Annotated in this window: 22 protein-coding genes and 1 pseudogene; 8 read left to right on the top strand and 15 right to left on the bottom strand. The window is 71.2% G+C overall.

The window, feature by feature from the left end; all coding sequences use genetic code 11:
- Positions 1-59: 59 nt before the first annotated feature.
- From ACFYNL_RS24455 to ACFYNL_RS24430, 6 genes are all read right to left on the bottom strand, one after another.
- Positions 60-1,583: an MFS transporter gene (locus ACFYNL_RS24455; RefSeq protein ID WP_388806967.1), complete on the bottom strand. Its 1,524-nt coding sequence runs from the start codon at positions 1,581-1,583 to the stop codon at positions 60-62.
- Positions 1,580-2,131, bottom strand: a complete 552-nt coding sequence (locus tag ACFYNL_RS24450) for a TetR/AcrR family transcriptional regulator (protein ID WP_388806965.1) — start codon at positions 2,129-2,131, stop codon at positions 1,580-1,582. Before ACFYNL_RS24450 ends, ACFYNL_RS24455 begins: the two co-directional genes overlap by 4 nt.
- Positions 2,132-2,223: 92 nt before the next feature.
- Entirely contained in the window at positions 2,224-3,195 is a 972-nt protein-coding gene (locus ACFYNL_RS24445) for an aldo/keto reductase (protein WP_388806963.1), read from the bottom strand.
- Positions 3,196-3,282: 87 nt separating this feature from the next.
- Entirely contained in the window at positions 3,283-4,110 is an 828-nt protein-coding gene (locus ACFYNL_RS24440) for an alpha/beta fold hydrolase (RefSeq protein WP_388806961.1), read from the bottom strand.
- 203 nt (positions 4,111-4,313) lie between these two features.
- Entirely contained in the window at positions 4,314-5,744 is a 1,431-nt protein-coding gene (gene argH, locus ACFYNL_RS24435; protein WP_388806959.1) for an argininosuccinate lyase, read from the bottom strand.
- 122 nt (positions 5,745-5,866) lie between these two features.
- A complete protein-coding gene (locus ACFYNL_RS24430; protein WP_388806957.1) occupies positions 5,867-7,069 on the bottom strand; it encodes an argininosuccinate synthase in 1,203 nt (400 codons plus the stop codon).
- Positions 7,070-7,307: 238 nt separating this feature from the next.
- Here ACFYNL_RS24430 and ACFYNL_RS24425 point away from each other — a divergent pair, with 238 nt between their 5' ends.
- The 5 genes from ACFYNL_RS24425 (at position 7,308) to ACFYNL_RS24405 (ending at position 12,485) form a co-directional block, all read left to right on the top strand.
- Positions 7,308-8,159, top strand: a complete 852-nt coding sequence (locus ACFYNL_RS24425; protein ID WP_388806955.1) for a hypothetical protein — start codon at positions 7,308-7,310, stop codon at positions 8,157-8,159.
- A gap of 117 nt (positions 8,160-8,276) precedes the next feature.
- The gene (locus ACFYNL_RS24420) at positions 8,277-8,864 is read left to right on the top strand and encodes a pyridoxamine 5'-phosphate oxidase family protein (RefSeq protein ID WP_388806953.1); all 588 of its coding nucleotides are present in this window, start codon (positions 8,277-8,279) and stop codon (positions 8,862-8,864) included.
- A 290-nt stretch (positions 8,865-9,154) separates the two neighbouring features.
- Entirely contained in the window at positions 9,155-10,537 is a 1,383-nt protein-coding gene (locus ACFYNL_RS24415) for a ferric reductase-like transmembrane domain-containing protein (protein ID WP_388806951.1), read from the top strand.
- Between the two features lie 51 nt (positions 10,538-10,588).
- Positions 10,589-11,689 carry an FMN-binding protein gene (locus ACFYNL_RS24410; RefSeq protein ID WP_388806949.1) on the top strand — a complete coding sequence of 367 codons (1,101 nt, stop codon included), beginning with the start codon at positions 10,589-10,591 and terminating at the stop codon, positions 11,687-11,689.
- 55 nt (positions 11,690-11,744) lie between these two features.
- Positions 11,745-12,485 (top strand): FAD:protein FMN transferase, encoded by a 741-nt coding sequence (locus ACFYNL_RS24405; protein ID WP_388806947.1) that lies wholly within the window; start codon positions 11,745-11,747, stop codon positions 12,483-12,485.
- Positions 12,486-12,907: 422 nt separating this feature from the next.
- Here the strand turns inward: ACFYNL_RS24405 and ACFYNL_RS24400 are convergent, their stop codons facing one another.
- From ACFYNL_RS24400 to ACFYNL_RS24375, 6 genes are all read right to left on the bottom strand, one after another.
- Positions 12,908-13,465 (bottom strand): arginine repressor, encoded by a 558-nt coding sequence (locus ACFYNL_RS24400; protein WP_388806945.1) that lies wholly within the window; start codon positions 13,463-13,465, stop codon positions 12,908-12,910.
- A gap of 19 nt (positions 13,466-13,484) precedes the next feature.
- Positions 13,485-14,678, bottom strand: coding sequence for an acetylornithine transaminase (locus ACFYNL_RS24395; RefSeq protein ID WP_388806943.1), 1,194 nt, complete (start codon positions 14,676-14,678; stop codon positions 13,485-13,487).
- Positions 14,675-15,580 (bottom strand): acetylglutamate kinase, encoded by a 906-nt coding sequence (gene argB, locus ACFYNL_RS24390; RefSeq protein ID WP_388806941.1) that lies wholly within the window; start codon positions 15,578-15,580, stop codon positions 14,675-14,677. The genes ACFYNL_RS24395 and argB overlap by 4 nt, the downstream gene beginning before the upstream one ends.
- Positions 15,577-16,728, bottom strand: coding sequence for a bifunctional glutamate N-acetyltransferase/amino-acid acetyltransferase ArgJ (argJ, locus tag ACFYNL_RS24385; protein WP_388806939.1), 1,152 nt, complete (start codon positions 16,726-16,728; stop codon positions 15,577-15,579). Before argJ ends, argB begins: the two co-directional genes overlap by 4 nt.
- A complete protein-coding gene (gene argC, locus ACFYNL_RS24380; protein ID WP_388806937.1) occupies positions 16,725-17,753 on the bottom strand; it encodes an N-acetyl-gamma-glutamyl-phosphate reductase in 1,029 nt (342 codons plus the stop codon). Before argC ends, argJ begins: the two co-directional genes overlap by 4 nt.
- 196 nt (positions 17,754-17,949) lie before the next feature.
- Positions 17,950-20,436 (bottom strand): alpha-L-arabinofuranosidase C-terminal domain-containing protein, encoded by a 2,487-nt coding sequence (locus ACFYNL_RS24375; protein WP_388806935.1) that lies wholly within the window; start codon positions 20,434-20,436, stop codon positions 17,950-17,952.
- Positions 20,437-20,572: 136 nt separating this feature from the next.
- Between ACFYNL_RS24375 and ACFYNL_RS24370 the strand changes: the two are divergent.
- Positions 20,573-21,010 (top strand): annotated as a pseudogene (locus tag ACFYNL_RS24370) (DUF6314 family protein); the annotation flags it as partial.
- Here ACFYNL_RS24370 and ACFYNL_RS24365 read toward each other — a convergent pair.
- The 3 genes from ACFYNL_RS24365 to ACFYNL_RS24355 all read right to left on the bottom strand — a co-directional run bounded on the left by ACFYNL_RS24365 (position 20,998) and on the right by ACFYNL_RS24355 (position 23,727).
- Positions 20,998-21,591 (bottom strand): histidine phosphatase family protein, encoded by a 594-nt coding sequence (locus tag ACFYNL_RS24365; RefSeq protein ID WP_388806933.1) that lies wholly within the window; start codon positions 21,589-21,591, stop codon positions 20,998-21,000. The pseudogene ACFYNL_RS24370 and the gene ACFYNL_RS24365 sit on opposite strands and share 13 nt — an antisense overlap.
- A 156-nt stretch (positions 21,592-21,747) precedes the next feature.
- The gene (locus ACFYNL_RS24360) at positions 21,748-22,182 is read right to left on the bottom strand and encodes a GNAT family N-acetyltransferase (protein ID WP_388806931.1); all 435 of its coding nucleotides are present in this window, start codon (positions 22,180-22,182) and stop codon (positions 21,748-21,750) included.
- Between the two features lie 42 nt (positions 22,183-22,224).
- Positions 22,225-23,727 carry a PLP-dependent aminotransferase family protein gene (locus ACFYNL_RS24355; RefSeq protein ID WP_388806929.1) on the bottom strand — a complete coding sequence of 501 codons (1,503 nt, stop codon included), beginning with the start codon at positions 23,725-23,727 and terminating at the stop codon, positions 22,225-22,227.
- Between ACFYNL_RS24355 and ACFYNL_RS24350 the strand changes: the two genes are divergently transcribed.
- Both ACFYNL_RS24350 and ACFYNL_RS24345 read left to right on the top strand, forming a co-directional pair.
- Positions 23,726-24,679, top strand: coding sequence for a DMT family transporter (locus tag ACFYNL_RS24350; RefSeq protein ID WP_388806927.1), 954 nt, complete (start codon positions 23,726-23,728; stop codon positions 24,677-24,679). The genes ACFYNL_RS24355 and ACFYNL_RS24350 overlap by 2 nt on opposite strands.
- Before the next feature lie 93 nt (positions 24,680-24,772).
- Positions 24,773-24,970 (top strand): DUF1918 domain-containing protein, encoded by a 198-nt coding sequence (locus ACFYNL_RS24345; RefSeq protein ID WP_019757143.1) that lies wholly within the window; start codon positions 24,773-24,775, stop codon positions 24,968-24,970.
- Positions 24,971-24,994: the final 24 nt, after the last annotated feature.

Here is a 24,994-nt window from a genome sequence, read left to right as displayed (position 1 = left end):
CCCGCCGTTCGTGTGTTCCTGACCGCCGTGACCGCAGATCGGTCACGGCTCCGCGCCCGTCAGCCGACGCTGTCCAGCCGTTGACCCCGGAGCATGAACCAGGCCGCGACCGCCGCGGCCAGCAGCACCGCCGCGCCGCTGCCCGCCGCGAGGGACAGGCCGTCCACGAAGGACTGCCGGGCAGCGTCCAGCAGCGCCTCGGACGTGTGGGCGGGCAGGCCCGCCGCCGCCTCCACGGCTCCGCCCAGCGACTCGTGCGCCGCGGCCGGAGTGCCCGCGGGGCCGACGAAGTCCCGGTACACACCGGTCACGATCGAACCCAGCACCGCGATGCCCAGGGCCGCGCCCAGTTCGTATGCCGTCTCCGAGACGGCCGACGCCGCGCCCGCCTGCTCCTTGGGGACGGACGAGAGGATCACGTCGGACGTCACCGTGAAGGACAGGCCCGCGCCGACGCCGACCACCAGCAGGGCGGCCCCGAGCAGGGGGTACCCCGTGGTGCGGTCGATCACGGTGAGCACGGCCAGGGCGAGGCCGATCGCCGCGAGGCCGCCGGAGACGACGGCCCGTACCGAGAAACGACGGGCGACACGGCCGGCGATCAGGCCGGCGACCACCGCGCCGATCGCGGCGGGCAGTTCGGCGAGACCCGCCTCGAAGGGGCCCCTGCCCTGCACGAGTTGCAGGAACTGGGAGAGGAAGAACACCAGCCCGGACAGGCCGAGGACGGTCAGCAGATCGGCCAGTACCGCGCCGCTGAGGCCGCGGTGGCGGAACAGCCGCATGTCCAGCAGCGGGGTCGGCAGGGTCAGCTGGCGGCGTACGAAGCCGTACAGCGCGGCCGCGCCCAGCAGACCCGCGCCGAGCGTGGCCCAGGCGACGCCGTGCGTGGCGGCCTCCTTGACGGCGTACACGACGCCGACCATGCCGACGAGGGACAGCACGACGCTGGCCAGGTCCCACGGACCGGAACCCGGGTTCCGCGATTCGGGCAGCAGCTTGATGCCGACCAGGACGAGGACCGCCATCACGGGCAGGTTGATCAGGAAGACCGAGCCCCACCAGAAGTGTTCGAGCAGGAAACCGCCGACGATGGGGCCGACGGCCGTGCCGGCGGAGGCGGTGGCGCCCCAGATGCCGACGGCGAGGCTGCGCTCGCGCGGGTCGTGGAAGAGGTTGCGGATCAGGGCGAGGGTGGCGGGCATCAGGGTGGCGCCCGCGACACCGAGCAACGCCCGCGCCAGGATCATCAGTTCGGGGGTCGTCGCGTAGGCGTTGAGCACGGATATCGCGCCGAACGCCGTGGCGCCGACGAGCAGGATGCGCTTGCGGCCGATGCGGTCGCCGAGGCTGCCCATCGACACCAGCAGACCGGCGATGACGAAGGAGTAGACGTCGCCGATCCACAGCAGCTGGGTGCCGGAGGGGTTGAGGTCCTCGCTGATGTAGGGGGTCGCGAGACCGAGGACGGTCGCGTCGACGGCCACCAGCAGCACGGCGAGCACGAGGACGGACAGCGCGAGCCAGCGGCCGGGACGCTTCACCGCCTCGGTCGCGCTTGCCGGCTGCAGGGTGCTGGTCATGGTTCCTCTCTCCGTAGTGCGCCGCCGAGCAGCAGCTCGACGATCATGTGCTGGAAGTCCTTGGGTGCGCCCTTGCCGCTGTGCACCATCCAGGCGCCGGAGGCCATGAGCCCGTACAGCGCTTCGGTGAGCCAGGTCGGCGTGAGGTCGATACGGAACTCGCCGCTGAGCTGGCCGCGCCGGAACACGGCGGCGATGCGGTCGTCGATCCGGGTCCAGCCCGCGTCCTGCTCCTCGCCCTCGAAGAGCTGGTTCTCGGTGTAGAGGAAGGCGAGCAGCCCGGCGGCCGGCTCGATCGCGCCCACCAGACGGCGTACGGCGTCCGTCGCCGTGCCGGTGTCCAGGTCGGCCGCGTCCAGAGCGGCCTCGCACTCGGCGATGCCGAGCGCCTCCAGTGCCCGTACCAGGGCGTCGCGTCCGGCGAAGTGGCGGTGCAGGGTGGCCCTGCTGATCCCGGCGGCCTTCGCGACCTCGTCCATGGTCGCGGTGGATTTGCGGGTCAGCAGGGCCGCGGCGCTGCGCAGTACGTGATCACGGTCGACAGCCATGAGACGATCATAGCGCATGTGAGACATCAATGTCTCACATTGGGCATGCGTGACTCATCGACGCGCGGTTCGCGCTGGTCGAAGAGGGTGACTCAGTGCCAGGGCAGCTGCCCGCGGCGCGCCCAGTACGCGCCCGGCTCCTCCACCAGCTTGGCGAGCCGCTCCAGCTGGTCGTCGTCGAGGTCGACGACCGCCGCGTGCAGGTTGGACGTGAGCTGCACGGTCGTCGCGGCGCCCGAAAGCACCACGCCGACCCAGGGCCGGCGCAGGATCAGCGCCAGCGCCACGGCATCGCATCCGAGGAACGTCTCCCGCGCCACGGCCTGCAGTGCGTCCGGGGCGTGCGGGGCCGCGAGCCGCCCGTTGGCCATGCCCTCCTTGACGATCACCGTGAGCCCCGCCTCGTGCGCCTCGGCGAGGGCGGGGCCCGCCGAGGTCTCCAGGGCGTTGTACGTCGACTGGACGGTACGGAAGAGGGGTTCGCCGTCGACCGTCACGGCGAGGGCGGCCCGGATCACGTCGGCCTGGGCGGGGCCGCTGGTGGAGAAGCCGATGGTGAGGCCCTGGGAGGCGGCCTCGGCCAGTCCGGCGTGGAGGTCCTTGTCGGTGAGGGCCGGGCTGTCCGGCGTGACCGAGTGGATCTGGTAGAGGTCCAGCCGGTCGCCGAGCAGGGCGTGGGTCTCGGCGCGCTGACGCTCGTACGTGGCGAGGCTGTGGTCCTTGACCTCGTGCTTCTCGGCGTCGGTCGTCCAGCCGGCGGTGTAGGTGTAGCCCCACTTGCTGCCGACGACGATGTCGTCGATGTCGGGGCGGGCGCTCAGCCAGTCCGCGAGGAACTCTTCCGAACGGCCGTAGGAGCGGGCGACGTCGAAGTAGCGGACGCCTTGGGCGTAGGCGGCGTCGAGGAGTTCGTGAGTGCGGGAGCGCAGGGCATCGACGGTGCGCTCGGCCGGGAGGTCGTCCTCCCGGCCGAGATTGATGTACCCCGGGCGTCCCACGGCGGCCAGGCCGAGTCCCAGATGCGCGGTGGGCGTGGTCGCGGCGGCCAGACGGCTGAACGGCATGGCGGGCTCCGTGCACGGTCGGCGGACGGGTAACCCGCACCAATCTACCGACGCCGGTCCGTCACGGCTCCGGCGGACGCGTCCGGTTCAGCCCATACTGACGCAGCGCGGCCCGAAGGCGGGGTCGGCCGGTCCACTGCGCCCGAGGGCGTTGAGCACCCATTGCCGGACCAGCGTGGACTTGGGCGCCTGGTCGTGCTCGGTGAGGTCGAGCGGGCAGCGGTCCTGGAGCAGGACGTTGGTGACGTAGGAGGCGGGGCCGCTGAGGAAGGAGCTGGTGTACGGCAGCACGACCTCGTCGTACTTCGTGGCGATCGCCGTGTAGTCGGGGCCGACCGGGGTCTCCGGGTCGGCGTTGAGCTTCTGGAGGAAGTCCGAGCCGGCGGTCTGGTCGACGCAGGAGGGGCAGACGGTGGCGCCGGCGACGAGGGCGAGCGGGTTGGTGGTGCCGTGGTTGGAGGGCACGATGCCGACGAGGTCGTCGACCTTGGTCGCGCCGCCCAGGAACTTGACGTAGTAGCGGGGCATCATGCCGCCCTGGCTGTGGCCGACGACGTCGACCTTCTTGGCGCCGGTCGCGCCGAGCACGGCGTTCACGAAGTCGCGCAGTTCGGCCGCCGAGTCCGGGATCGGGGCGGTCTCCAGGCCGCCGTACCCGAAGGAGAAGACGCAGTAGCCGGCGTCCGCGAGGGCGGGCGAGAGGGTCAGCCAGTTCTCGTACGAGGTCTTGAAGGTGCCGTTCACCAGGACCACGGGCTGCGGATGAGCGGAATCCGGCTTGCAGGACCAGTTGTTGGCGCCGGGCGGCGGAGTGTCGGCGGCGCTCGCGGGGGCCGTGAGGCCGAGGGCGCACAGGGCGGCGGTCGCGACGGCGGCCAGGAGGCGGGCGGTTCGTCTTGTTCGTCTCGCGCGCATGATGTCCCTTTCATGCTCGACCATGATCGACCGGTGTTCGGCAATGTCGACCGGGAACCGGAATACTTACTTCCGAGTAGGAGCAAGTCAAGGATTCGGCCAATGGCCGAATCCTTACTGTTACCGGCACGCCCGGACAGCACGAAGGGCCCGGACGTGATGTCCGGGCCCTTTCCGAATGGCGGTCCGACGACCGCGGAAGGCTAGCCGCGCTCGGCCGTCGCCCACGCGTACTGCGCCGCCACGTCCGCCTTCACCTCGGCCAGCTGCACGGCGACCGCGCTGGGCGCCGTACCACCGCGGCCGTTGCGGGACGCCAAGGCGCCCGGGACGTTCAGGACCGAGCGGACCTCCGGGGTGAGGTGGGAGGAGATCTTGGCGAACTGCTCGTCGGTCAGGCCGTCCAGCTCCTTGCCCTCGGCCTCGGCGACCTTGACGCACTCGCCGGCGACCTCGTGCGCGACCCGGAAGGGCACGCCCTGCTTGACCAGCCACTCGGCGATGTCGGTGGCGAGGGAGAAGCCGGCCGGGGCCAGTTCCTCCATGCGCTCGCGGTTGACGGTGAGGGTCGCCATCATGCCGGTGAAGGCGGGCAGGAGGACCTCCAGCTGGTCGCAGGAGTCGAAGACGGGCTCCTTGTCCTCCTGGAGGTCGCGGTTGTAGGCGAGGGGCAGCGCCTTCAAGGTCGCCATCAGACCGGTCAGGTTGCCGATCAGGCGGCCGCTCTTGCCGCGGGCCAGCTCCGCGATGTCCGGGTTCTTCTTCTGCGGCATGATCGACGAGCCCGTGGAGAACGCGTCGTGCAGGGTCACGAAGGAGAACTCCTTCGTGTTCCAGATGATGACCTCCTCGGCGATCCGGGAGAGGTTCACACCGATCATCGCGGTGATGAAGGCGAACTCGGCGACGAAGTCACGCGAGGCCGTGCCGTCGATGGAGTTGGCGGCGGAGCCGTGCTCGAAGCCGAGGTCCTTCGCCACCGCCTCCGGGTCCAGACCGAGGGAGGAACCCGCCAGGGCTCCCGAGCCGTACGGCGAGACCGCCGTGCGCTCGTCCCACTGGCGCAGCCGCTCGGCGTCCCGGGACAGCGACTGCACGTGGGCCAGGACATGGTGGGCGAACAGCACCGGCTGGGCGTGCTGGAGGTGGGTGCGGCCGGGCATCGCCACGTCCGGGTGGGCCTCGGCGAGGCCGATCAGCGCGTCCTGGAGATCGGCGATCAGGCCGCCGATGATCCGGGCGTGGTCGCGCAGGTACATCCGGAAGAGGGTCGCGACCTGGTCGTTGCGGGAGCGTCCGGCGCGCAGCTTGCCGCCGAGGTCGGGCCCGAGGCGCTCCAGCAGCCCGCGCTCCAGGGCGGTGTGCACGTCCTCGTCGGCGATGGTGCCCACGAAGGACCCGTCGGCGACGTCCGCTTCGAGCTGGTCCAGCCCGGCGATCATCCGGGTCAGCTCGTCCTGCGTGAGCAGCCCCGCCTTGTGCAGCACGCGTGCGTGGGCACGGGAACCGGCGATGTCGTACGGCGCCAGCCGCCAGTCGAAGTGGACGGACGCGGACAGCTTCGCCAGGGCCTCGGCGGGACCGTCGGCGAAACGGCCGCCCCAGAGCCGTACGTCACCGCTGTTGCTGCTCACTTGCTGTGCTCCTTGGGAGGTCCGGGTGTGGCACCGCCTCCCCGTGGCGTGAACGGGGAGGCGGTCGTCAGGTTAGTGCGTCGCAGGTCCTGTGACCTGGACGCGCGTGACCGAGGTCCGCGTCAGGTTCCGCCGGCGAGATCGCGCCGTGCCGCGAGCTTCGACGACAGGCTGTGGATGTCGATGAAGCCCTTGGCCGCGGACTGGTCGAAGGTGTCGCCCGTGTCGTAGGTGGCGAGCTCGAAGTCGTACAGCGACTGCGCCGAGCGCCGGCCGGTGACGACCGCGCGACCGCCGTGCAGGGTCATGCGGATGTCGCCGGAGACGTACCGGTTGGCCTCGTCGACGAAGCCGTCGAGGGCCCGCTTGAGCGGGGAGAACCACTGGCCGTCGTAGACGAGTTCGCCCCAGCGCTGCTCGACCTGGCGCTTGTAGCGGGCGAGTTCGCGCTCGACGGTGACGTTCTCCAGCTCCTGGTGGGCGGTGATCAGGGCGATCGCGCCGGGGGCCTCGTAGACCTCGCGGGACTTGATGCCGACGAGGCGGTCCTCGACCATGTCGATCCGGCCGACACCCTGGGCGCCCGCGCGCTCGTTGAGCTGCTGGACCGCCTGGAGGACGGTGACGGGCCTGCCGTCGATGGCGACGGGGGCGCCCTGCTCGAAGGTGATGATCACCTCGTCGGGGGCCCGCTGGACGGCCGGGTTCTGGGTGTACTCGTAGATGTCCTCGATCGGGCCGTTCCAGATGTCCTCCAGGAAGCCCGTCTCGACCGCGCGACCGAAGACGTTCTGGTCGACGGAGTACGGGGACTTCTTGGTGGTCGCGATCGGGAGCTGCTTCTCCTCGCTGAAAGCGATTGCCCTGTCCCTGGTCATCGCGTAGTCGCGGACCGGGGCGAGGCACCTGAGGTCGGGGGCGAGGGCGACGATGCCGGCCTCGAAGCGGACCTGGTCGTTGCCCTTGCCGGTGCAGCCGTGGGCGACGGTCGTGGCGCCGTGCTTCTTCGCGGCGGCGACGAGGTGCTTGACGATCGCCGGCCGGGAGAGCGCCGAGACCAGCGGGTAGCGGTCCATGTAGAGCGCGTTGGCCTTGATCGCCGGGAGGCAGTACTCGTCGGCGAACTCGTCCTTGGCGTCGGCCACTTCGGCCTCCACCGCGCCGCAGGCGAGAGCGCGCTTGCGGATGACGTCGAGGTCCTCGCCGCCCTGACCGACGTCCACCGCGACGGCGATGACCTCGGCGCCCGTCTCCTCGGCGATCCAGCCGATGGCGACGGAGGTGTCCAGACCGCCCGAGTAGGCGAGTACGACGCGCTCGGTCACGGGATTCTCCTCAGCACCGCATTCCCTGTCCTGCATGAGTATGCAGAGCAATGCATGATTCGTCAATCGAGGGTGGTGAACCGGCCGGGCCATCGGCCCACCGAGGAGGCCGGAGAGGGCAGGCGTGAAGGTTTTTCCTCTCCCCTTGAACGCGAGCAACCGCTTTCCCGTACCTCTCGCCGAACGCAGGCGCCGCGTTTCACGACCACGACCAACCTGACCCGAGTGAGGCATCCGCATGTCCAGGGCTCTTCCGAAGTACAACAAGCGTCGCGTCGCGTTCATCGGCGGCGCTGCCGCGGTGGCGCTGTCCGGCACGGTGATCGCCGGCTTCGCCCTCGCGGGGGAGACGTCCAAGAGCAACGGGACCAGCGCCCGCACACTGGCGAGCCCGGGCACGATCACATGCCCGGACGTCAGGTCGAAGCTGCCCGCGATCCCGGCCTCCGCCAGGGCCGAGGTCGACCGCAACCTCGCGCTGCTGAACACCCAGATCCAGGAGGCCAACCAGCGCCTGGTCAACACGGTCGGCCAGGGCGGGCCCAACTTCGTCCAGAACGCCATCCTCGGCCCCCTGAAGGACAAGCGGGTGGCTACGGTCAACCGCATCGCCACCGCGATCGGGCGGACGGCGGCCAAGCCGCAGGGGCTGGACGCGCTGGCCCCGTGCGCCCTCAACCGCGCCGGCACCAACGCGGGCGGCGGCGCCAAGGCCACGCCTGCGGCACCCGCACAGCAGCAGGGCGGCGGCAACACCGGCAATGCCGGCGCCGGCAACAACGCCAACGCGGGCGCGGCCGGCACCATCAGCTGCCCGGACGTCACCGGCCGGCTGCCCGCGATCCCGGCCTCCGCCAGGGCCGAGGTCGACCGCAACCTCGCCCAGCTCCAGACGCAGATCAACGAGGCCAACAAGCGCCTCGTCGACACGGTCGGCCAGGGCGGGCCCAACTTCGTCCAGAACGCCATCCTCGGCCCCCTGAAGGACAAGCGCGTCGCCGCGCTCAACCGCATCGAGACCGCGATCGGCCGAGCGGCCGCCAAGCCCGAGGGACTGGAGGCGTTCGCCACCTGCACGCTGAACAAGTGACGTGACAGTCGGCCATGGCCGCCCCGTCGGTACGCCGGCCGGGGCGGCCATGGCGTCGCCGAACGGAACACGCAATTCCTTAGACAGCCGAAGGACCCCCGCCCATACTCGGTTGACGTGGGAAAAACTTACGAACGCATAGACGGCAGGCTCCGCAGGTTCATCGAGGAGCAGCCCCTCTTCTTCACGGCGACCGCTCCGCTCTCCGAGGAGGGGACGGTCAACCTCTCCCCCAAGGGCCTCAAGGGTTCCCTCGTCGTCCTCGACGAACTCACCCTGGCCTACCTCGACTTCGCCGGGTCCAACGCCGAGACCGTCGCGCATCTGCGGGAGAACGGCCGGATCACCCTCATGTGGTGCGCGTTCCAGGGCCCGCCCAACATCGTCCGTGTGCACGGCCGCGGTGAGGCCGTCCTCCGCGACGATCCGCGGTTCGAGGAACTCCTCGCCCATTTCCCCGACATCGACCCCTCCCGGCACGGCCTGCGCGCGATCATCGTGGTGCGGGCCGAACTCGTCCGTGACTCGTGCGGGTACGCGGTGCCCCTGATGACGTACGACGAGGACCGCGACCTGCATGCCAAGCGGTTCGCGCGCGAGGACACCGAATCCCTCAGCGCGTACTTCGCCAAGAAGGAGCACATCGCGACCAGCCTGGACGGCCTGCCAGGCCTGCCGCTGCCGCTGCCGCCGTCCAGCGTGTGAGCCACGCGCCCCGGTGCCGTGGTCGCCCGCGCGTCCGCGCCCCTGCTCCTGCCCGGCGAGCCGCCCGGGGGCGCGGGCCCGGCTTCCCGCGACGCACGACCGGCACCGGGGCGACCGAGCACCCCTGTCCGGCACGGGCTGCCGCGCGCACTCGTCACCGCAGCGGCGGGCGAACCGACCGCGAACGCCCGGCACTGGACGAGCGGCACTGAACACACGGGCCTCCCCGCACGTATCTCTGGGCCAAGGGACCACGTCGATAGCCCCTTGCTCCCGTCCCCGGAGGAACCGTGACCACCACGCTCGCAGGCGGCCGTGCCGCCCGCCGCCAGACGATGCGCCGCATCCGACCGCGCCGATCCCCGGCCGTTCCGCTGGTCGTCGCCCTATGGGCGGGCGCGGCGGCGGTGTTGTGGCTCTGGTGGGACAACACGCCTTCCCTGGCCGACAACACCGCCAGGATCCTCGCCGCGGGGCGGATCACCGGTCTGCTCGCCGGATACCTCATGGCACTCGTGGTGCTCCAGATGGCCCGGGTACCCGCCCTCGAACGGCGGGTGGGCTCGGACCGGGTGGCGCGCTGGCACGCGATGAGCGGCCGCTACACGGTCTGCCTGGTCATCGCGCACGTGTTCCTCACGATGTGGGCGTACGCGCTGCAGGCCGGCAAGACGCTCGGGGACGTCGTCCAGCAGACGATCGACTCGGTGAACACGCTGCCGGACATGGGCAAGGCGGCCATCGGCACCGGGCTGCTGTTCTTCATCGCGTTCATCTCGATCGGGGGCGTCCGCCGCCGCATCCCCTACGACACCTGGTACCACGTGCACCTGCTGACGTACGCGGCGGTGTACCTGACGTTCTGGCACCAGATCACCACCGGCAACGAGTTCGCCGTCGAACCCGCGGCGAAGACCTTCTGGTACGGGCTGTACGGCGTGGTCACCGCGCTGGTGTTCTGGTACCGGATCCTCACCCCGATCCGGCTGAACCTGCGGCACCGGATGTACGTCGAGGCGGTGATCGAGGAGACGCCGGGCATCGTGTCGGTGCTGATCGGCGGGCGCAAACTGCACCGGATGGGAGCGGAGGCCGGGCAGTTCTTCCGGTGGCGGTTCAAGGCGCCCGGCATGCGGTTCAGCTCGCACCCGTACTCGCTGTCGGCGGCGCCCCGCCCGGACATGCTGCGGATCACGGTCAAGGCCATCGGTGACCACACCTCACGGCTGCGCGACCTCGAACCCGGCACCAAGGTGTGGGCCGAGGGCCCGTACGGTGCCCTGACCGCCCAGCGCCGCAGCCGGGGCAAGGTGCTGCTGGTGGCGGGCGGCGTCGGCATCACGCCGATGCGGGCCCTGTTCGAGACACTGCCCGGCGCGGCCGGTGACATCACCCTGCTCTACCGGGCCAACAGCACCCAGGACCTGGCGCTGTGGGACGAGCTCGCGGCCATCGCCGACGAGCGCGGCGCCCGGCTGATGTACGCGGTCAACAGCCCGGACGGGGAACGGCCCGACATCTCGGCGGAGCGGTTGCGGCAGAAGCTGCCGGACATCGACGAGCACGACGTGTTCATGTGCGGGCCGCCCGGCTTCGCGCAGTCCGTGTACGAAGCACTGCGCGGCGCGGGTGTGCCCGCCCGCCGCATCCATCACGAGTCGTTCGAGATGTGAGCGACGGGATCTCACAGAACAGACTTTCGGACTTCAGGAGCTGTAGGACCGATGAGGAAGAGTCACCCCATCCGGCGTGTCGTGCTGGCCGGCGCCGCCACCGTCTCCGGGATCGTGCTGCTGCTGTCGCTGAAACCGGCGTCGGACCCCGGTTCCGCGCAGGCGGCCGGCGTCGGGGTACCACCGGCGGCCTCGGCTCAGGGCGGCGCCCAGGCGGCCGGGACCGGCACGGTCACCGGTGACGCGGCGCAGACCCAGTACGGGGCCGTGCAGGTACGGCTGACCGTGAGCAACGGCAAGATCACCCAGGCGGAGGCCGTCCAGGCTCCCAAGGGCGGCCAGAGCGACCAGATCACCGCGAACGCCGTACCGAAACTCAACCAGGCGGCCGTGGCAGCGCAGAGCGCCGACATCGACGCGGTCTCCGGAGCCACCTACACCAGCGCCGCGTACAAGAAGTCCCTTCAGTCGGCCATCGACAAGGCCAACGCGAGCGCCGGCTCCGCGCAGGGCTCGGGGGCCGCCCAGGCGGCCACGGTCACCGGCAGCGTCTCCCAGACCCAGTACGGTGCGGTCCAGGTACGCATCACCGTCAGCGGCGGCAAGATCACCAAGGCGGAGGCCGTCCAGGCTCCCAAGGGCGGCCAGAGCGACCGGATCACCGCGAACGCCGTACCGAAACTCAACCAGGCGGCCGTGGCCGCGCAGAGCGCCGACATCGATGCGGTCTCCGGAGCCACCTACACCAGCGCCGGCTACAAGGAATCCCTCCAGTCGGCCATCGACAAGGCCAACGCGAGCGCCGGCTCCTCGCAGGGCTCGGGCTCGCAGGGTTCGGGCTCGCAGGGCTCGGGCTCGCAGGGCTCCGGCGCCGCCCAGGCGCGCACCGTCACCGGCAGCGTCTCCCAGACCCAGTACGGCCCGGTGCAGGTACGCATCACCGTCAGCGGCGGCAAGATCACCAAGGCGGAGGCCGTCCAGGCTCCCAAGGGCGGCCAGAGCGACCGGATCACCGCGAACGCCGTACCGAAGCTCAACCAGGCGGCCGTGGCTGCCGGGACCGCCGACATCGACGCGGTCTCCGGGGCCACCTACACCAGCGCCGGCTACAAGGAATCCCTCCAGTCGGCCCTGGACCAGGCCGGTGGCTGACACGGTGGCCGGGCCGGCAGAAGCTCCCGCCGCGGTACGTCGGGCGGAGGAGGCCATGGGGACGGTCTTCTCCTTCGACGTCCGCGGCGGGGATCCCGGTGCCGTGCGGTCGGCGCTGGATGCGGCGGTCGCCGGGTTGCACCGGGTCGACGAGGTGTTCAGCACCTATCGCGACGACAGCCAGATATCGCGGCTGGCGCGCGGGGAGCTGACCGTGGACGAGTGCGATCCGGAGGTCGCCGAGGTGCTCGATCTGGGTGCCGAGGCCGAGCGGACCAGCGAGGGCTGGTTCAGCACGACCTACGCGGGTCACGTCGACCCGACCGGCATCGTCAAGGGCTGGTCGGTCGAACGGGCGGCCCGGCTCCTCGCCGCCGTCCCCGGGGTGACCGGCGTGAGCGTCAACGGCGGCGGTGACGTGCAGCTCCTGGGCGTTCCGGGTGCGCAGCGGCCGTGGCGGGTGGGTGTCGCCGACCCGCTCCGCCCGGGGGGCCTGGCAGCGGTGATCTCCGCCGCCGGTCTGGACGAACTGGCCGTGGCCACGTCCGGTACCGCGGAGCGGGGCGCCCACATCGTCGACCCGCGCACCGGGCGCTCGGCGGTGACGGACCTGGTGGCGGTGACGGTGGTGGCCCCCGAGCTGACCTGGGCGGACTGCTGGGCGACAGCGGCGTTCGCGATGGGGTCACGGCAGGGACTGCGCTGGCTGGAGTCCCTGCCGGGCGTGGAGGCGCTGCTCGTCACGGCGGGCGACGAGGTGCGGTGCACGGGAGGCCTGGCGGCGCGGCTCGGCTGACCGGGCCCCGACTCACGCACCGGCTCTCGTCCCCGCCGGACATGAACGCCCAGCTCGTGTTCGACGGGCGACGGGCGACGGGGTGCAGTGATCGGGTGGCCTGGGCGCGCGGCTCGATCGGCCGAGGCCGCCCCGCGTTCAGGGGCGAGGCACCGTGTTGCCCTGCGCCGGTCGCCGTGTGGGCGCGTCCGGCCATGACACACCCCACCTGACTCGCGACCCGCGCGGCCGCCCCCTCAGTGACCGCCGACCGACCGCGACGCGCGCCCCGCTCGTCTCCCGGCCGCCCCCTCGGCGGGCCCCCCGACCGACCGCGACGCACGCCCCACTTGTCTCGCGGCCGCCGGCTCGGTGGCCGCCGGCTCGGTGGCCGCCGACCGACCGCGACGCACCCCACGCGACGCACGGCCGGGGCCGCCCGCTCAGTGGCCGTTCTGCGCCAGCCTCAGCAGATGATCGGCCAAGGCCTGACCGCCCGTGGGGTTCCGGCTGATCAGCATCAGCGTGTCGTCACCGGCGATGGTGCCCAGGATGTCGTGCAACTCGGCCTGGTCGATGGCCGAGGCCAGGAACTGCGCGGCCCCCGGCGGGGTCCGCAGGACCACGAGGTTGGCGGAGGCCTCCGCGGAGATGAGCAGCTCCTGCGACAACCGCCGCATCCGCTCCTCCTTCGCCGACTCCCCCAGCGGCGCACGGGGCGTACGGAACCCGCCCTCGCTCGGCACCGCGTAGATCAGATCACCGTCGGTGTTGCGGATCTTCACGGCGTTGAGCTCGTCCAGGTCCCGGGAGAGCGTCGCCTGCGTGACGCTCAGCCCGTCGTCCGCGAGCAGCTTCGCGAGCTGGCTCTGCGACCGCACGGGCTGCCGGTTGAGGATGTCCACGATCCTGCGGTGACGCGCGGTGCGGGTCTGCGGCACGGCAGGTCCGGCGACTCCGTTCGCCTCGTTCTGCCCGTGGTCCTGCGGCGCCTGACTCATCGTCGTCTCATTCTCCGGATCATGCGTCCCCGTCGGCCTCGCCGGCCCCGTCCAGGATGCCGGGCAGGGCCTGGAGAAGCGCTTCCACTTCGTCGACGCCGAGGTTCAGCGGCGGCATGAGCCGTACGACATCGGGGGCGGGCGCGTTCACCAGGAAGCCGGCGTCCTGAGCCACCTGCTGCACCTTGGCGGCGAGCGGCTCGGTGAGCACGATACCCAGGAGCAGACCGGAGCCCCGGACATGGCTGATCAACGGGTGACCGAGCGCCTCGATCCCGTCGCGCAGCGTCCCGCTCTGCCGCTTGACGTTCTCCAGCAGCCCCTCGTTCGCGATGGTGTCCAGCACGGCGAGACCGGCGGCGCACGCGACCGGGTTCCCGCCGAAGGTGGTCCCGTGGTGGCCGGGCTGGAGCAGGTCCGCCGCCCGCCCGAAGGCGACCGTCGCGCCCAGCGGCAGCCCGCCGCCGAGCTGCTTGGCGAGGGTGACGACGTCCGGCAGCACGCCCTCGTGGGCTTGGTACTCGAACCAGTGCCCGGTGCGGCCGACGCCGGTCTGCACCTCGTCGAGGACGAGCAGTGCCCCGGTCGCGGCCGTGATCGCCCGTGCCGCCTTGAGGTAGCCGGTCGGAGGCACGACGACACCCAGTTCGCCCTGGATCGGCTCGATGATCACCAGCGCCGTCTCCTGCGTCACCGCGGCGGCCAGCGCCTGTGCGTCGCCGTACGGCACGTGGGTGACGTCACCGGGCAGCGGCAGGAACGGCTCCCGCTTGCCGGACTGGCCGGTCATCGCGAGGGCGCCCATCGTACGGCCGTGGAATCCGCCCTCGGTGGCCACCACGTGCGTCCGCCCGGTCAGCCGGCCGATCTTGAACGCGGCCTCGTTCGCCTCCGCGCCGGAGTTGCAGAAGAAGACCCTGCCCTCCCGGCCGAAGAGTTGCAGGAGCCGCTCGGCGAGGGCGACGGTCGGCTCGGCCATGAAGAAGTTGGAGATGTGGCCGAGGGAGGCGATCTGGCTGCTGACGGCTTCGACGACGGCCGGGTGGGCGTGGCCGAGCGCGTTGGTCGCGATGCCCCCGACGAAGTCGAGGTACTGCCTGCCTTCGGCGTCCCAGACCTTGAGGCCCTCACCGCGGACCAGCGGCAGCCGCGGTGTGCCGTAGTTGTTCATGAGCGCGCCCTGCCACCGCGCGGTCAGCTCCTGGTTGCTCATGACGCCCCCTGTTCGTCCGGCACGACCATCGTGCCGATGCCCTCGTCGGTGAAGATCTCCAGCAGGATGGAGTGCTGTACGCGGCCGTCGATGACGCGCGCGGTCTGGACGCCGTTGCGCACCGCGTGCAGACAGCCCTCCATCTTGGGGACCATGCCGGAGCTCAACTCCGGCAGCAGCTTCTCCAGTTGGGAAGCGGTGAGGCGGCTGATCACCTCGTCGGAGTGGGGCCAGTCCTCGTAGAGGCCCTCGACGTCCGTGAGGACCATGAGGGTTTCGGCGCCCAGCGCAGCAGCGAGTGCCGCAGCCGCCGTATCAGCATTGACGTTGTAGACATGGTGGTCGTCCTGGGAACGGGCGATCGACGAGACGACCGGGATCCGGCCGTCGGCCAGCAGGGCCTCGATCGCGCCCGTGTCGATGTCGGTGATCTCGCCGACCCGTCCGATGTCGACGAGCTCGCCGTCGATCTCGGGCTGGTGCCGGGTGGCGGTGATGGTGTGCGCGTCCTCGCCGGTGAGGCCCACGGCGAGCGGCCCGTGCTCGTTGAGCAGCCCGACCAGCTCGCGCTGCACCTGTCCGGCCAGGACCATCCGTACGACGTCCATGGCGTCCTCGGTGGTGACGCGCAGGCCGGCCTTGAACTCGCTGACGATGCCGTGCTTGTCGAGGGCGGCGCTGATCTGCGGGCCGCCGCCGTGCACGACGACCGGCTTGAGGCCGGCGTGGTGCAGGAACACGACGTCCTGCGCGAACGCGGCCTTCAACTCCTCGTCGATCATGGCGTTGCCGCCGAACTTGATGACGACGGTCTTGCCGTTGTGCCGGACGAGCCAGGGCAGCGCCTCGATGAGGATCTGCGCCTTGGGAAGGGCGGTGTGCTTCCGCGTCGGATTGCTCATGAGCTGTAGGCGCTGTTCTCGTGGACGTAGTCGGCGGTGAGGTCGTTGGTCCAGATGGTGGCGGTCTCGGAGCCGGCGGCGAGGTCGGCGACGATGTGCACCTCGCGGTAGCGCATGTCGACCTTCTCGCGGTCCTCGCCGACGCCGCCGTTCTTGCACACCCAGACGCCGTTGATGGCGACGTTCAGCCGCTCCGGCTCGAATGCGGCGGACGTGGTGCCGATCGCGGAGAGCACCCGGCCCCAGTTGGGGTCCTCGCCGTGGATGGCGCACTTGAGGAGGTTGTTGCGGGCGATCGAGCGGCCCACCTCGACGGCGTCGTCCTCGGTCGCGGCGCCCACCACCTCGACCTTGATGTCCTTGCTGGCGCCCTCGGCGTCCCGGATGAGCTGCCGGCCGAGGTCGTCGCAGACCTGCCGTACGGCCTCGGCGAACTCCTCGTACGCCGGGGTGACTTCGGCGGAGCCGGAGGCGAGCAGCAGCACGGTGTCGTTGGTGGACATGCAGCCGTCGGAGTCGACGCGGTCGAAGGTGACCTTGGTGGCGGCGCGCAGGGCCCTGTCCAGGGTCTCGCTGTCGAGGTCGGCGTCGGTGGTGAGGACCACCAGCATGGTGGCGAGGCCGGGGGCGAGCATGCCCGCGCCCTTGGCCATGCCGCCGACGGTCCAGCCGTCCCCCGTGACGACGGACGTCTTGTGGACGGTGTCGGTGGTCTTGATGGCGATGGCCGCCTTCTCACCGCCGTGCTCCGAGAGTTGCCCGGCGGCCGTCTCGACGCCCGGGAGCAGCTTGTCCATGGGGAGGAGGACACCGATGAGCCCGGTGGAGCAGACGGCCACCTCGATGGCACCGCGGCCGAGCACCTCGGCGACCTTCTCGGCGGTGGCGTGGGTGTCCTGGAAGCCCTTCGGTCCCGTGCAGGCGTTGGCGCCACCCGAGTTGAGGACGACGGCGGACACCTGTCCGCTCTTCAGCACCTGCTCGGACCAGAGCACGGGCGCGGCCTTCACACGGTTGGAGGTGAAGACACCGGCGGCGGCGCGGCGGGGTCCGGTGTTGACCACGAGGGCCAGGTCCGGGTTGCCGTTCTCCTTGATCCCGGCGGCGATGCCCGCGGCCGTGAATCCCTTGGCTGCCGTGACGCTCACGGTGCGACTCCGATCGTGGAAAGCCCGGTGGTCTCGTCGAGACCGAGGGCGAGGTTCATGCTCTGGACGGCACCGCCCGCGGTGCCCTTGGCCAGGTTGTCGATGGCGCTGATCGCGATGATGCGGTTCGCGGCCGGGTCGTACGCGACCTGCACCTGAACGGCGTTCGAACCGTGGACGGACGCCGTGGCGGGCCACTGCCCCTCGGGGAGCAGGTGGACGAAGGGCTCGTCGGCGAACGCCTTCTGGTACGCGGCGCGCACGGACTCGGCGGTCACGCCGGGCCGCGCGGTGGCGCTGCAGGTGGCGAGGATGCCGCGGGGCATCGGGGCGAGGGTCGGGGTGAAGGAGACGCAGACCCGCTCCCCCGCGGCCGCGCTGAGGTTCTGGATCATCTCGGGTGTGTGCCGGTGGCCGCCGCCGACGCCGTACGGCGTCATGGAGCCCATGACCTCGCTGCCCAGCAGATGGGGCTTGGGCGCCTTGCCCGCGCCGGAGGTGCCGGAGGCGGCGACGATCACGGCCTCGGGCTCCGCCAGGCCGGCGGCGTAGGCCGGGAACAGGGCGAGCGAGACGGCGGTCGGGTAGCAACCGGGCACCGCGATGCGCTTGGACCCCTCCAGCGCAGCGCGGCCACCCGGCAGTTCGGGCAGGCCGTAGGGCCAGGTGCCGGCGTGCGGGGAGCCGTAGAACGCCTCCCAGTCGGCCGCGTCCTTCAGCCGGAAGTCGGCACCCATGTCGACGACCAGGACATCCGGGCCGAGCTGCTCGGCGACGGCGGCGGACTGCCCGTGCGGCAGCGCCAGAAAGACGACATCATGTCCGGCGAGGACGTCCGCGGTGGTCTCCTGGAGGACCCGGTCGGCGAGCGGCAGCAGGTGCGGCTGGAGCGCACCGAGGCGCTGCCCCGCGTTGGAGTTGCCGGTCAGGGCACCGATCTCGACCTCGGGGTGCGCCAGGAGCAGACGCAGGACTTCCCCGCCCGCGTATCCACTCGCTCCGGCCACTGCCGCACGTACCGCCATGGAATCCTCCTCCTAGACGGCATGACTATACGTTTCCCTGCACGTTTATGCAATCCTCGCCGTGTCGGCCCGCCGGGGGGCGCCACCGGGCCGCCGTCCTGCCCCCGGACGCCGAAAAAGGCACTGCCGGCGGTCCCGGGTGGGCCGCCGGCAGGTGGGACGTCGGGTCGGGGCGTCGTGTGCCGCCCCGACGCCGTCACCTCTGCTTGATCCGCAGGAACGTGACGGAGCTCGCCGGGAAGGTGTAGGTGAACTTCCCGGCCACGCCCCTGAAGGTGGACGTCACCGGTGTCACCGGCGTGTCCGTCTCGGTGTTCACGGCGTCCTGGTCGGCCGCCAGCGTGGTCACGCGGGCCGTGGAGGAGACCTTGGCGCCGCCGAGGTCGATCGCCGTACGCGCCTCGGCCGACCGGGCGTTGACGACCTTGACGATCAGGTCACCGCTCCGCACGTCCTCGGTGACGACCTGGCGGAACGGCTCGGCCGGCTTGTCGTCCCGGAAGCTGCCCCATTCCTCGCCGTCGAGGAACAGGGTGACCTGGCGGCCGCGCACCTTGATGTCGATGTCGTAGGCGCGGCCCGTCTCGATCGACCCGGGCTTCGTCATCAGGGTGCTCTTGGCGCCGTCCACGGCCTGCTCGATCGCGGACTGGGTGTTGTTCCAGCCGCCGAGGTTCCACCAGTAGTAGGTGCCGGTGTCCTTGACCCCGAAGGCGACGAGGAAGCCCTCCTTGCCGGACTTCTTGGTGGCCCTCACATGCAGGTCGTAGTCCTTCCAGGCCGGGTCGCCCGCCGTGACCATGGTGTTCTCGGCGGCGGTGTCGGTCTGGACGTAGCTCCCGTCCTGGACGCTCCAGCTGCCCGCGCCGGAGTGCTTCCACTTCGAGGCGTCACCGGAGAAGTCGTCGCTCAGCAGGGTCGAGCCGTCCGCGGAGGTGACCTCGACGTCGTCGTACGCGGCGCTGGTCGCCCAGGTGGACAGGCCGACGGCGCCGGAGATCGGGCCGCTGACGTCGGGCGTCGTGGTGGCCCGTGAGGGGACCACGCGGTCGCCGACGTTGGTCATGAACAGCTTCTGGACCTCGTAGTTCGCCGAGTTCCAGGAGGCCCGGTTGTTGAACCAGATCATGTCCGGGCGCCACTGCACATAGTCCTCGTTGGCGAGGAGCGGGGCGTACGAGGCGAGCTTGACGATGTCCGCGTTGCGCTCCAGGCCGGTCATGAATGCGGCCTCGGCGAGGCCGTTCTTCCAGGCGTTGCCCTGGGAGGCGTATTCGCCCAGGAAGACCTTGGGGCCGTTCCTGTCGTAGGAGTCGTAGCGGTCGTTGTTCTGCAGGAACCAGTTCGGGCTGTTGTAGTAGTGCTCGTCGACCATGTCGACCTTGCCCTCGCGGTTGAGCTGCCAGGCGGTGTCGAAGGTCGCGCCGGCGTCGTCCGGGCCCGAGTTGGAGATGACGGTGATGTCCGGGTACTTGGCCTCGATCGCGGCCCGGAACTGCTGGAAGCGGGCGAAGAACTCCTTCGGGAGGTTCTCCTCGTTGCCGACCCCGATGTGGGTCAGGTGGAACGGCTCGGGGTGGCCCATCTTCGCGCGGACCTTGCCCCATGTGGAGGTCGCCGGGCCGTTGGCGAACTCGATGAGGTCCAGGGTGTCCTGGATGTGCCGCTTGAGCAGGGCGTCGTCGTCGGTGGCCTTGTTCTGGCCGCAGCCGGTCACCAGGGCCGGGACGACGGGCAGCGGCATGGCGCCGATGTCCTCGGAGAAGCGGAAGTACTCGTAGTAGCCGAGGCCGTAGCTCTGGTTGTAGCCCCAGAAGTTGGCGTTGGTGGCGCGCTCCTCGACGGGGCCGATGGTGTCCTTCCACTGGTAACTGCGCTTGCGCTGCCAGCCGCTCGCCTCGCTGTAGCCCTCCATGGAGCCGGTGTTGACCAGGCAGCCGCCGGGGAAGCGCACGAAGCCCGGCTTCAGGGCGGCGATCTTCTCGGCGAGGTCCTTGCGCAGTCCGTTCGGCTGGTTCTTGTACGTCTCGCGCGGGAACAGCGACACCATGTCGAGCGCGGCGGCGTTCGTCGCGGCGACGGTGAGACGGCCGCGGTTGCTGGTGCGGGTGGCGGTGAAGGTCGCCTTGTACTTCGCCCAGCCGGCCTTGTCGACAGCGATGTGACGGGCGGTGGCCAGGGTGCCCGCGGAGTCCTTGAGGGAGACGGCGAGCGCGGTGCCGCTGTCGGCGCGGGCCCATACGGAGAAGTCGTACCGCTTGCCCTGCTCGACCCGGATGCCGGTGTTGTAGCCGGCGTTCGTGACGGACGAACCGGCGCCGAGGGAGAGGTAGTTGCGGTTGCGCTCGTTGAGCCGGCCGGCGTCGTCGACGACCTTGGCCGTGCCGCCGACCGCCCAGGAGGTCAGGGGCGTGTAGGAGCCGTTGTCGGCGGTGGAGTACTCGAAGGAGCGGTTCTGCACCAGCTCGGCGTACAGGCCGCCGTCGGCGGCCCGGTTGATGTCCTCGAAGAAGACGCCGTACATCGTGTCGTCGATCGCCGCGCCCTCGGCGGACGGGTCGACGGTGATCGCGTAGTCGGTGACGTCCTCGGCGTGCGCGGGAGCCGGAACGAGGGTGGCCGCCGTCAGGAGGGCGGTGGCCGTGAGACCGAGCCTCCATCGGCTGCGGACGGTGCGTGGCATGGATACTCCGCGCCTCTCTGGTAGAGGGTGTTCGAAATATCAGACAATGGTCAGCATTGCGAACGGCAAGATAGGGAGGGGGCGCAGGCGCGTCAATGGGTCGCGCAGGAGCGGATGCGACGAAAGAGAGGACGCCGTGGGCGAGTTCCGGTCAGTGCCCGACGCACTGGACTACCTCGCCGGAAGCTGGCGGGTGGAACGGTCCGTGCGGGATCTGGCGAGCGGGGAGGAAGGGACGTTCTGCGGTACGACGGTTTTCAGCCCGCTGGACGGCGGCGGCCTCCTGCACCACGAGTCCGGCACTTTCGTCTGGCGGGGAGAGCCCAGGCCGGCCGAGCGGACGCTGCGCTTGCTGCCGGGTGAGGCGGACGGCACGGCGGACGTACGGTTCGCGGACGGGCGGCCCTTCCACGACCTGGACCTGAGTTCCGGGCGGCACATCGCCGACCACCCCTGCTCGGCCGACCTCTACCGGGGCGAGTTCACCGTCCGGGACGAGGACCACTGGCGAACGGTGTGGCGGGTGCGCGGCCCGGCCAAGGACCTGGTGCTGACCACCGACTACGCGCGCGAGAGCCGAGCGGGCGCTCCGTCGAGGCGGAGGTTCCAGCGACCCGCCCGGCCGGTCACGGCGATCGTGGACAGGGGACGTACCTCGATGTTCCAGTAGGTGGAGGGCGGCGCCTTCAGCGCGTACACCAGGGCGGCGCGGATCACCGACGGTTCGGCCACGGCGACGATACGGCCGCCGTCCTCCACGGGCCGGGTGTCGAGCCAGCCGCCGACCCGGCCGATGAACGCCAGCAGCGACTCTCCGCCGTGCGGCGTCGCGCGCGGGTCCGCCAGCCAGGCGTCCACCGCCGCGGGCTCCCGGGCCATCGCCTCACCGAGCGTCAGTCCGCGCCAGCGGCCCATGTCGCAGTCCCGCAGGGCGAGTTGGACCAAGGGTGCGTAACCGAGGGCGTCACCGGTGGCACGGCTGCGCGGGGTCGGCGAGCAGTAGCGCAGTTCGGCCGCCGCCAGCGGCAGCAGGTCACGCGCGACACTCTGCACCTCGTCCCAGCCGGCCTGGTCCAGCGGCCGGTCGTCCCCAAAGCGCTCCGCGAGCGGAGAGGCACTGCGCGCCGCGGCGACGAAGGTGACCTGAAGTGGCATGCGTGGATGGTGTGCCCGGAAAGTGCGCAGGTCAAGAGGTGTTGTGCAGGAGTCACCGAGGGTGGACGACACCTTACTGCCGGGTCAGGACCAGGCGGACATGTCACTGGAAAACGGCTGTTGGACATTCAAGTACAGCCGCCGCGAGGCGAGCTCCTAGAAGGAGAGCGCCATGTACTGGTCCGGCGTCTCCAGCGGCGCGAAACCGAGCTTCTCGTAGACCCCGTGCGCGTCGTGCGTGGCGAGCAGCACCCGCTTCACGCCATATGTCCGCACTTGCTCGCGCACGGCTTCGACCAGGGCCGTCCCGATGCCCTTGCCGCGCACCGAGGGGTCGACGTACACATCGCAGAGCCAGGCGAAGGTCGCCCGGTCGGTGACGACCCGGGCATACGCGACCTGCTCCCCCGAAACCGTCTCGTAGACCCCGAAGTTCAGTGATCCGTCGATCGCCCGGTCCTGTTTCTCCCGCGCCCGCCCGATCGCCCAGTACGCGTCGGTGGACAGCCAGCGGTGCACCCGCTCGCGGTCGAGGCGGTGCGGGTCGGTGGAGATCTCGTGGTCTTCGGCGAGCGGTGGGGTATCCGTCATACGGCGAGACTCGCAAACCGCGGGCGGCGGAGTCGAGCGATTTCAGCGCCCCCGCGGGGCCTGCGTTCGGACCGCGCCGGAGTCGGGGTCCCCGGCACGCCTCGGGAGCACCTCGTCGCACGCCGCACGCAGCCGCCGCACCCCCTCCACGATCTCACCGGCCCCGGCCACCGCCGCGAAGCTCAGTCGCAGGTGCCCCGCCGGCGGCTCCGCGCTGAAGTAGGGCCGCCCGGGAGTGATCGCGACGCCCGCGCGCAGCGCCGCCGACGTCAGGGCCGCCTCGTCGGTGCCGTCGGGCAGGCGCAGCCACAGGTGGTAGCCGCCGGACGGGATGTGCGCAAGCGCGAGTTCGGGCAGGTCGAGGCGGAGCGCGGCCGTCATCGTGTCCCGTCGGGTCCTCAGCTCCGCCGAGACGGCCCGCAGATGGCGCGGCCAGGCCGGTGAACCGACCAGTTCCAGCGCCGCCTCCTGCAGCGGTCGCGGGACGAAGAAGGCGTCGACGACCTGGATGGCACGCAGCCGTTCCAGCACCGGACCGCGGGCGGCGAGCGCGCTCAGCCGGAAGCTCGGCGAGGTCGCCTTGGTCAGCGAGCAGACGTGGACGACGACACCGTCCGGGTCGTCGGCGGCCAGCGGGCGCGGCAGGGGACCGGCGTCCTCGTGCACCAGGCGCCGTACGAAGTCGTCCTCGACCACGAAGGCACCGGCCTCGCGGGCGATGCGCAGCACCTCCGCGCGCCGGTCGGGGGCGAGCACCGCGCCGGTCGGGTTCTGGAAGAGCGGCTGGCAGACGAAGACGCGGGCGCCGGTCGCCCGGAAGGCGTCGGCGAGCAGGGCCGGCCGCACACCGTCCGCGTCGACCGGCACCGGGACCGGACGCTGTCCCGCCGCGCGGGCGATGGCCAGCATCCCCGGGTACGTCGGCGACTCGACCAGCACCGGGGCGCCGGGCGGGGCGAGCGCCCGCAGCGCGGTCGTCAGGGCCGACTGGCCGCCCGCGGCGACCAGCACCTCGGCGGCCGTGACGGATCCCCCGGCGCCGCCGATGCTGCGCGCGAACCACTCCCGCAGCTCCGGCAGCCCCTCCATGGGCGGCCTCCCCCACGCCCCGGGGCGGCGACCGGCCCGGGACAGCGCGGCTGCCATCGCGCGCTCCGGCTGCAGCGACTGGTGCAGATAGCCGCCGTTGAACTCGATCACTCCCGGGGACGGGGCGGACAGCGAGACCAGCACTCCGGAGGCGTCCACCGAGCGCGGTACGAGTTCGGCGGCCGCGTCCGCGCTGAGGGTCACCTCCTGCCACGAGGTGTCCCCGGCGGCGGCGACCGGCGTTCGCGCCTCGGCTCGGAACGCCCCGGCGCCGGGCCGGGTGACCACGAGCCCTTCGGCCGCCAGCTGCGCCAGAGCCCGAGAGACCGTCACGGGGCTCACCCGGAACCGCTCCACCAGGGCACGACTGGACGGGAGCTTTCCACCGGGTGAGTAGCGGTCAAGCTCCCGCCGCAGGTGATTCGCCAGTTCGCCCACGCTGCTACGCTCTTGCATGAGAGCCGAGAATAGCGCTACCAGGCCGACCTCGATAGCAGTCACCGCCCCGACCGACGCCCCGGGCGGCACGGCCGCGGCCACCGCCGCCCGCCCGGCCCTGCGGGGCACGATCCAGGCCGCTCTCGGTGTCGCGGCCTTCTCCCTCACCTTCCCCGCCACCGCCTGGGGCCTGGAGGGCTTCGGCCCGTGGTCCCTCGTCGCCGTGCGCAGTGTGCTGGCCGCGCTTATCGCGGGCGGCTGTCTGCTCGCCCTCCGTGTGCCGCTCCCCGCCCGCCGGCACTGGGCCGGCCTCGCGGTGGTCGCCGCCGGAGTGGTGCTCGGCTTCCCCCTTCTCACCACGCTCGCGCTCCGGACGTCCACGACCGCCCACGCCGCCGTGGTCGTCGGTCTGCTCCCGCTGACCACAGCGCTGTTCTCCGCCCTGCGCGTCGGCACCCGCCCCTCGCGCACCTTCTGGCTGGCGGCGCTCGCCGGCGCGGCCGCGGTGGTCGCCTTCACCGTTCAGCAGAGCGGCGGCGCCCTGACCACGGCCGACCTGTATCTCTTCGGCGCGCTGCTGGTGTGCGCGGCCGGTTACACCGAGGGGGGCCGGCTGGCCCGGGTGATGCCGGGCTGGCATGTGATCGGCTGGGCGCTGGTGCTGTGCCTGCCGCTCACCCTGCCGGCCGCCGCGGTCGCGTTGTCGTCCGAGCCCATGCAGCTGACCTGGCACGGCGTCACCGGACTGCTGTGGGTGGCGGCGGGCTCGCAGTTCCTCGGCCTGGTCGTCTGGTACCGGGGCATGGCGGCCATCGGCATCCCGAAGGCCAGCCAGTTGCAGTTGGCCCAGCCCCTGCTCACACTGGTGTGGTCGGTGCTGCTGCTGGGCGAGCACCTGACAGTGGCCGCCCCGCTGACGGCCGCGGCGGTGCTCGTGTGCATCGCCGTGACCCAGCGGGCGCGTGGCTGAGCGGGCCGTACGACCCACTTCCCACCACCGCTCCACGCCGTAGACTCAAGGCCACGGACCGCTGCTCCCGTACCTGGTGAGGAGGACCGACAGATGCGTGCAACCGTGGGCGACCAGCTTGTCCAGCACGGCAGGGTGGTCGGGCAACACGACAAGGTCGGCGAGATCGTCGAAGTCCTGGGCCAGGAGGGCAATCCCCCGTACCGCGTCCGCTTCGAGGACGGGCACGAGGGGCTGTGCTCCCCCGGCCCCGACACCGAGATCCGTCACCGGGACACGACGACGCGGTAGCGCGTCACGTGGCTCGGCCTCGGG

Origin of the sequence: Streptomyces sp. NPDC007808 (assembly GCF_042868655.1) — a bacterium.
In the GTDB taxonomy this organism is placed as follows: domain Bacteria; phylum Actinomycetota; class Actinomycetes; order Streptomycetales; family Streptomycetaceae; genus Streptomyces.
Note: the sequence above shows the minus strand (reverse complement) of the source record. Positions and strands in the feature narration are given on the sequence as shown.

What these genes read in the sequence shown, in the direction of transcription:
- ACFYNL_RS24455 (WP_388806967.1), bottom strand. Translation starts at nt 1,583, where the DNA reads ATGACCAGCACCCTGCAGCCGGCAAGCGCGACCGAGGCGGTGAAGCGT.
- ACFYNL_RS24450 (WP_388806965.1), bottom strand. Translation starts at nt 2,131, where the DNA reads ATGGCTGTCGACCGTGATCACGTACTGCGCAGCGCCGCGGCCCTGCTG.
- ACFYNL_RS24445 (WP_388806963.1), bottom strand. Translation starts at nt 3,195, where the DNA reads ATGCCGTTCAGCCGTCTGGCCGCCGCGACCACGCCCACCGCGCATCTG.
- ACFYNL_RS24440 (WP_388806961.1), bottom strand. Translation starts at nt 4,110, where the DNA reads ATGCGCGCGAGACGAACAAGACGAACCGCCCGCCTCCTGGCCGCCGTC.
- ACFYNL_RS24425 (WP_388806955.1), top strand. Translation starts at nt 7,308, where the DNA reads ATGTCCAGGGCTCTTCCGAAGTACAACAAGCGTCGCGTCGCGTTCATC.
- ACFYNL_RS24410 (WP_388806949.1), top strand. Translation starts at nt 10,589, where the DNA reads ATGAGGAAGAGTCACCCCATCCGGCGTGTCGTGCTGGCCGGCGCCGCC.
- ACFYNL_RS24405 (WP_388806947.1), top strand. Translation starts at nt 11,745, where the DNA reads ATGGGGACGGTCTTCTCCTTCGACGTCCGCGGCGGGGATCCCGGTGCC.
- ACFYNL_RS24400 (WP_388806945.1), bottom strand. Translation starts at nt 13,465, where the DNA reads ATGAGTCAGGCGCCGCAGGACCACGGGCAGAACGAGGCGAACGGAGTC.
- ACFYNL_RS24395 (WP_388806943.1), bottom strand. Translation starts at nt 14,678, where the DNA reads ATGAGCAACCAGGAGCTGACCGCGCGGTGGCAGGGCGCGCTCATGAAC.
- argB (WP_388806941.1), bottom strand. Translation starts at nt 15,580, where the DNA reads ATGAGCAATCCGACGCGGAAGCACACCGCCCTTCCCAAGGCGCAGATC.
- argC (WP_388806937.1), bottom strand. Translation starts at nt 17,753, where the DNA reads ATGGCGGTACGTGCGGCAGTGGCCGGAGCGAGTGGATACGCGGGCGGG.
- ACFYNL_RS24375 (WP_388806935.1), bottom strand. Translation starts at nt 20,436, where the DNA reads ATGCCACGCACCGTCCGCAGCCGATGGAGGCTCGGTCTCACGGCCACC.
- ACFYNL_RS24365 (WP_388806933.1), bottom strand. Translation starts at nt 21,591, where the DNA reads ATGCCACTTCAGGTCACCTTCGTCGCCGCGGCGCGCAGTGCCTCTCCG.
- ACFYNL_RS24360 (WP_388806931.1), bottom strand. Translation starts at nt 22,182, where the DNA reads ATGACGGATACCCCACCGCTCGCCGAAGACCACGAGATCTCCACCGAC.
- ACFYNL_RS24350 (WP_388806927.1), top strand. Translation starts at nt 23,726, where the DNA reads ATGAGAGCCGAGAATAGCGCTACCAGGCCGACCTCGATAGCAGTCACC.
- ACFYNL_RS24355 (WP_388806929.1), bottom strand. Translation starts at nt 23,727, where the DNA reads ATGCAAGAGCGTAGCAGCGTGGGCGAACTGGCGAATCACCTGCGGCGG.
- ACFYNL_RS24345 (WP_019757143.1), top strand. Translation starts at nt 24,773, where the DNA reads ATGCGTGCAACCGTGGGCGACCAGCTTGTCCAGCACGGCAGGGTGGTC.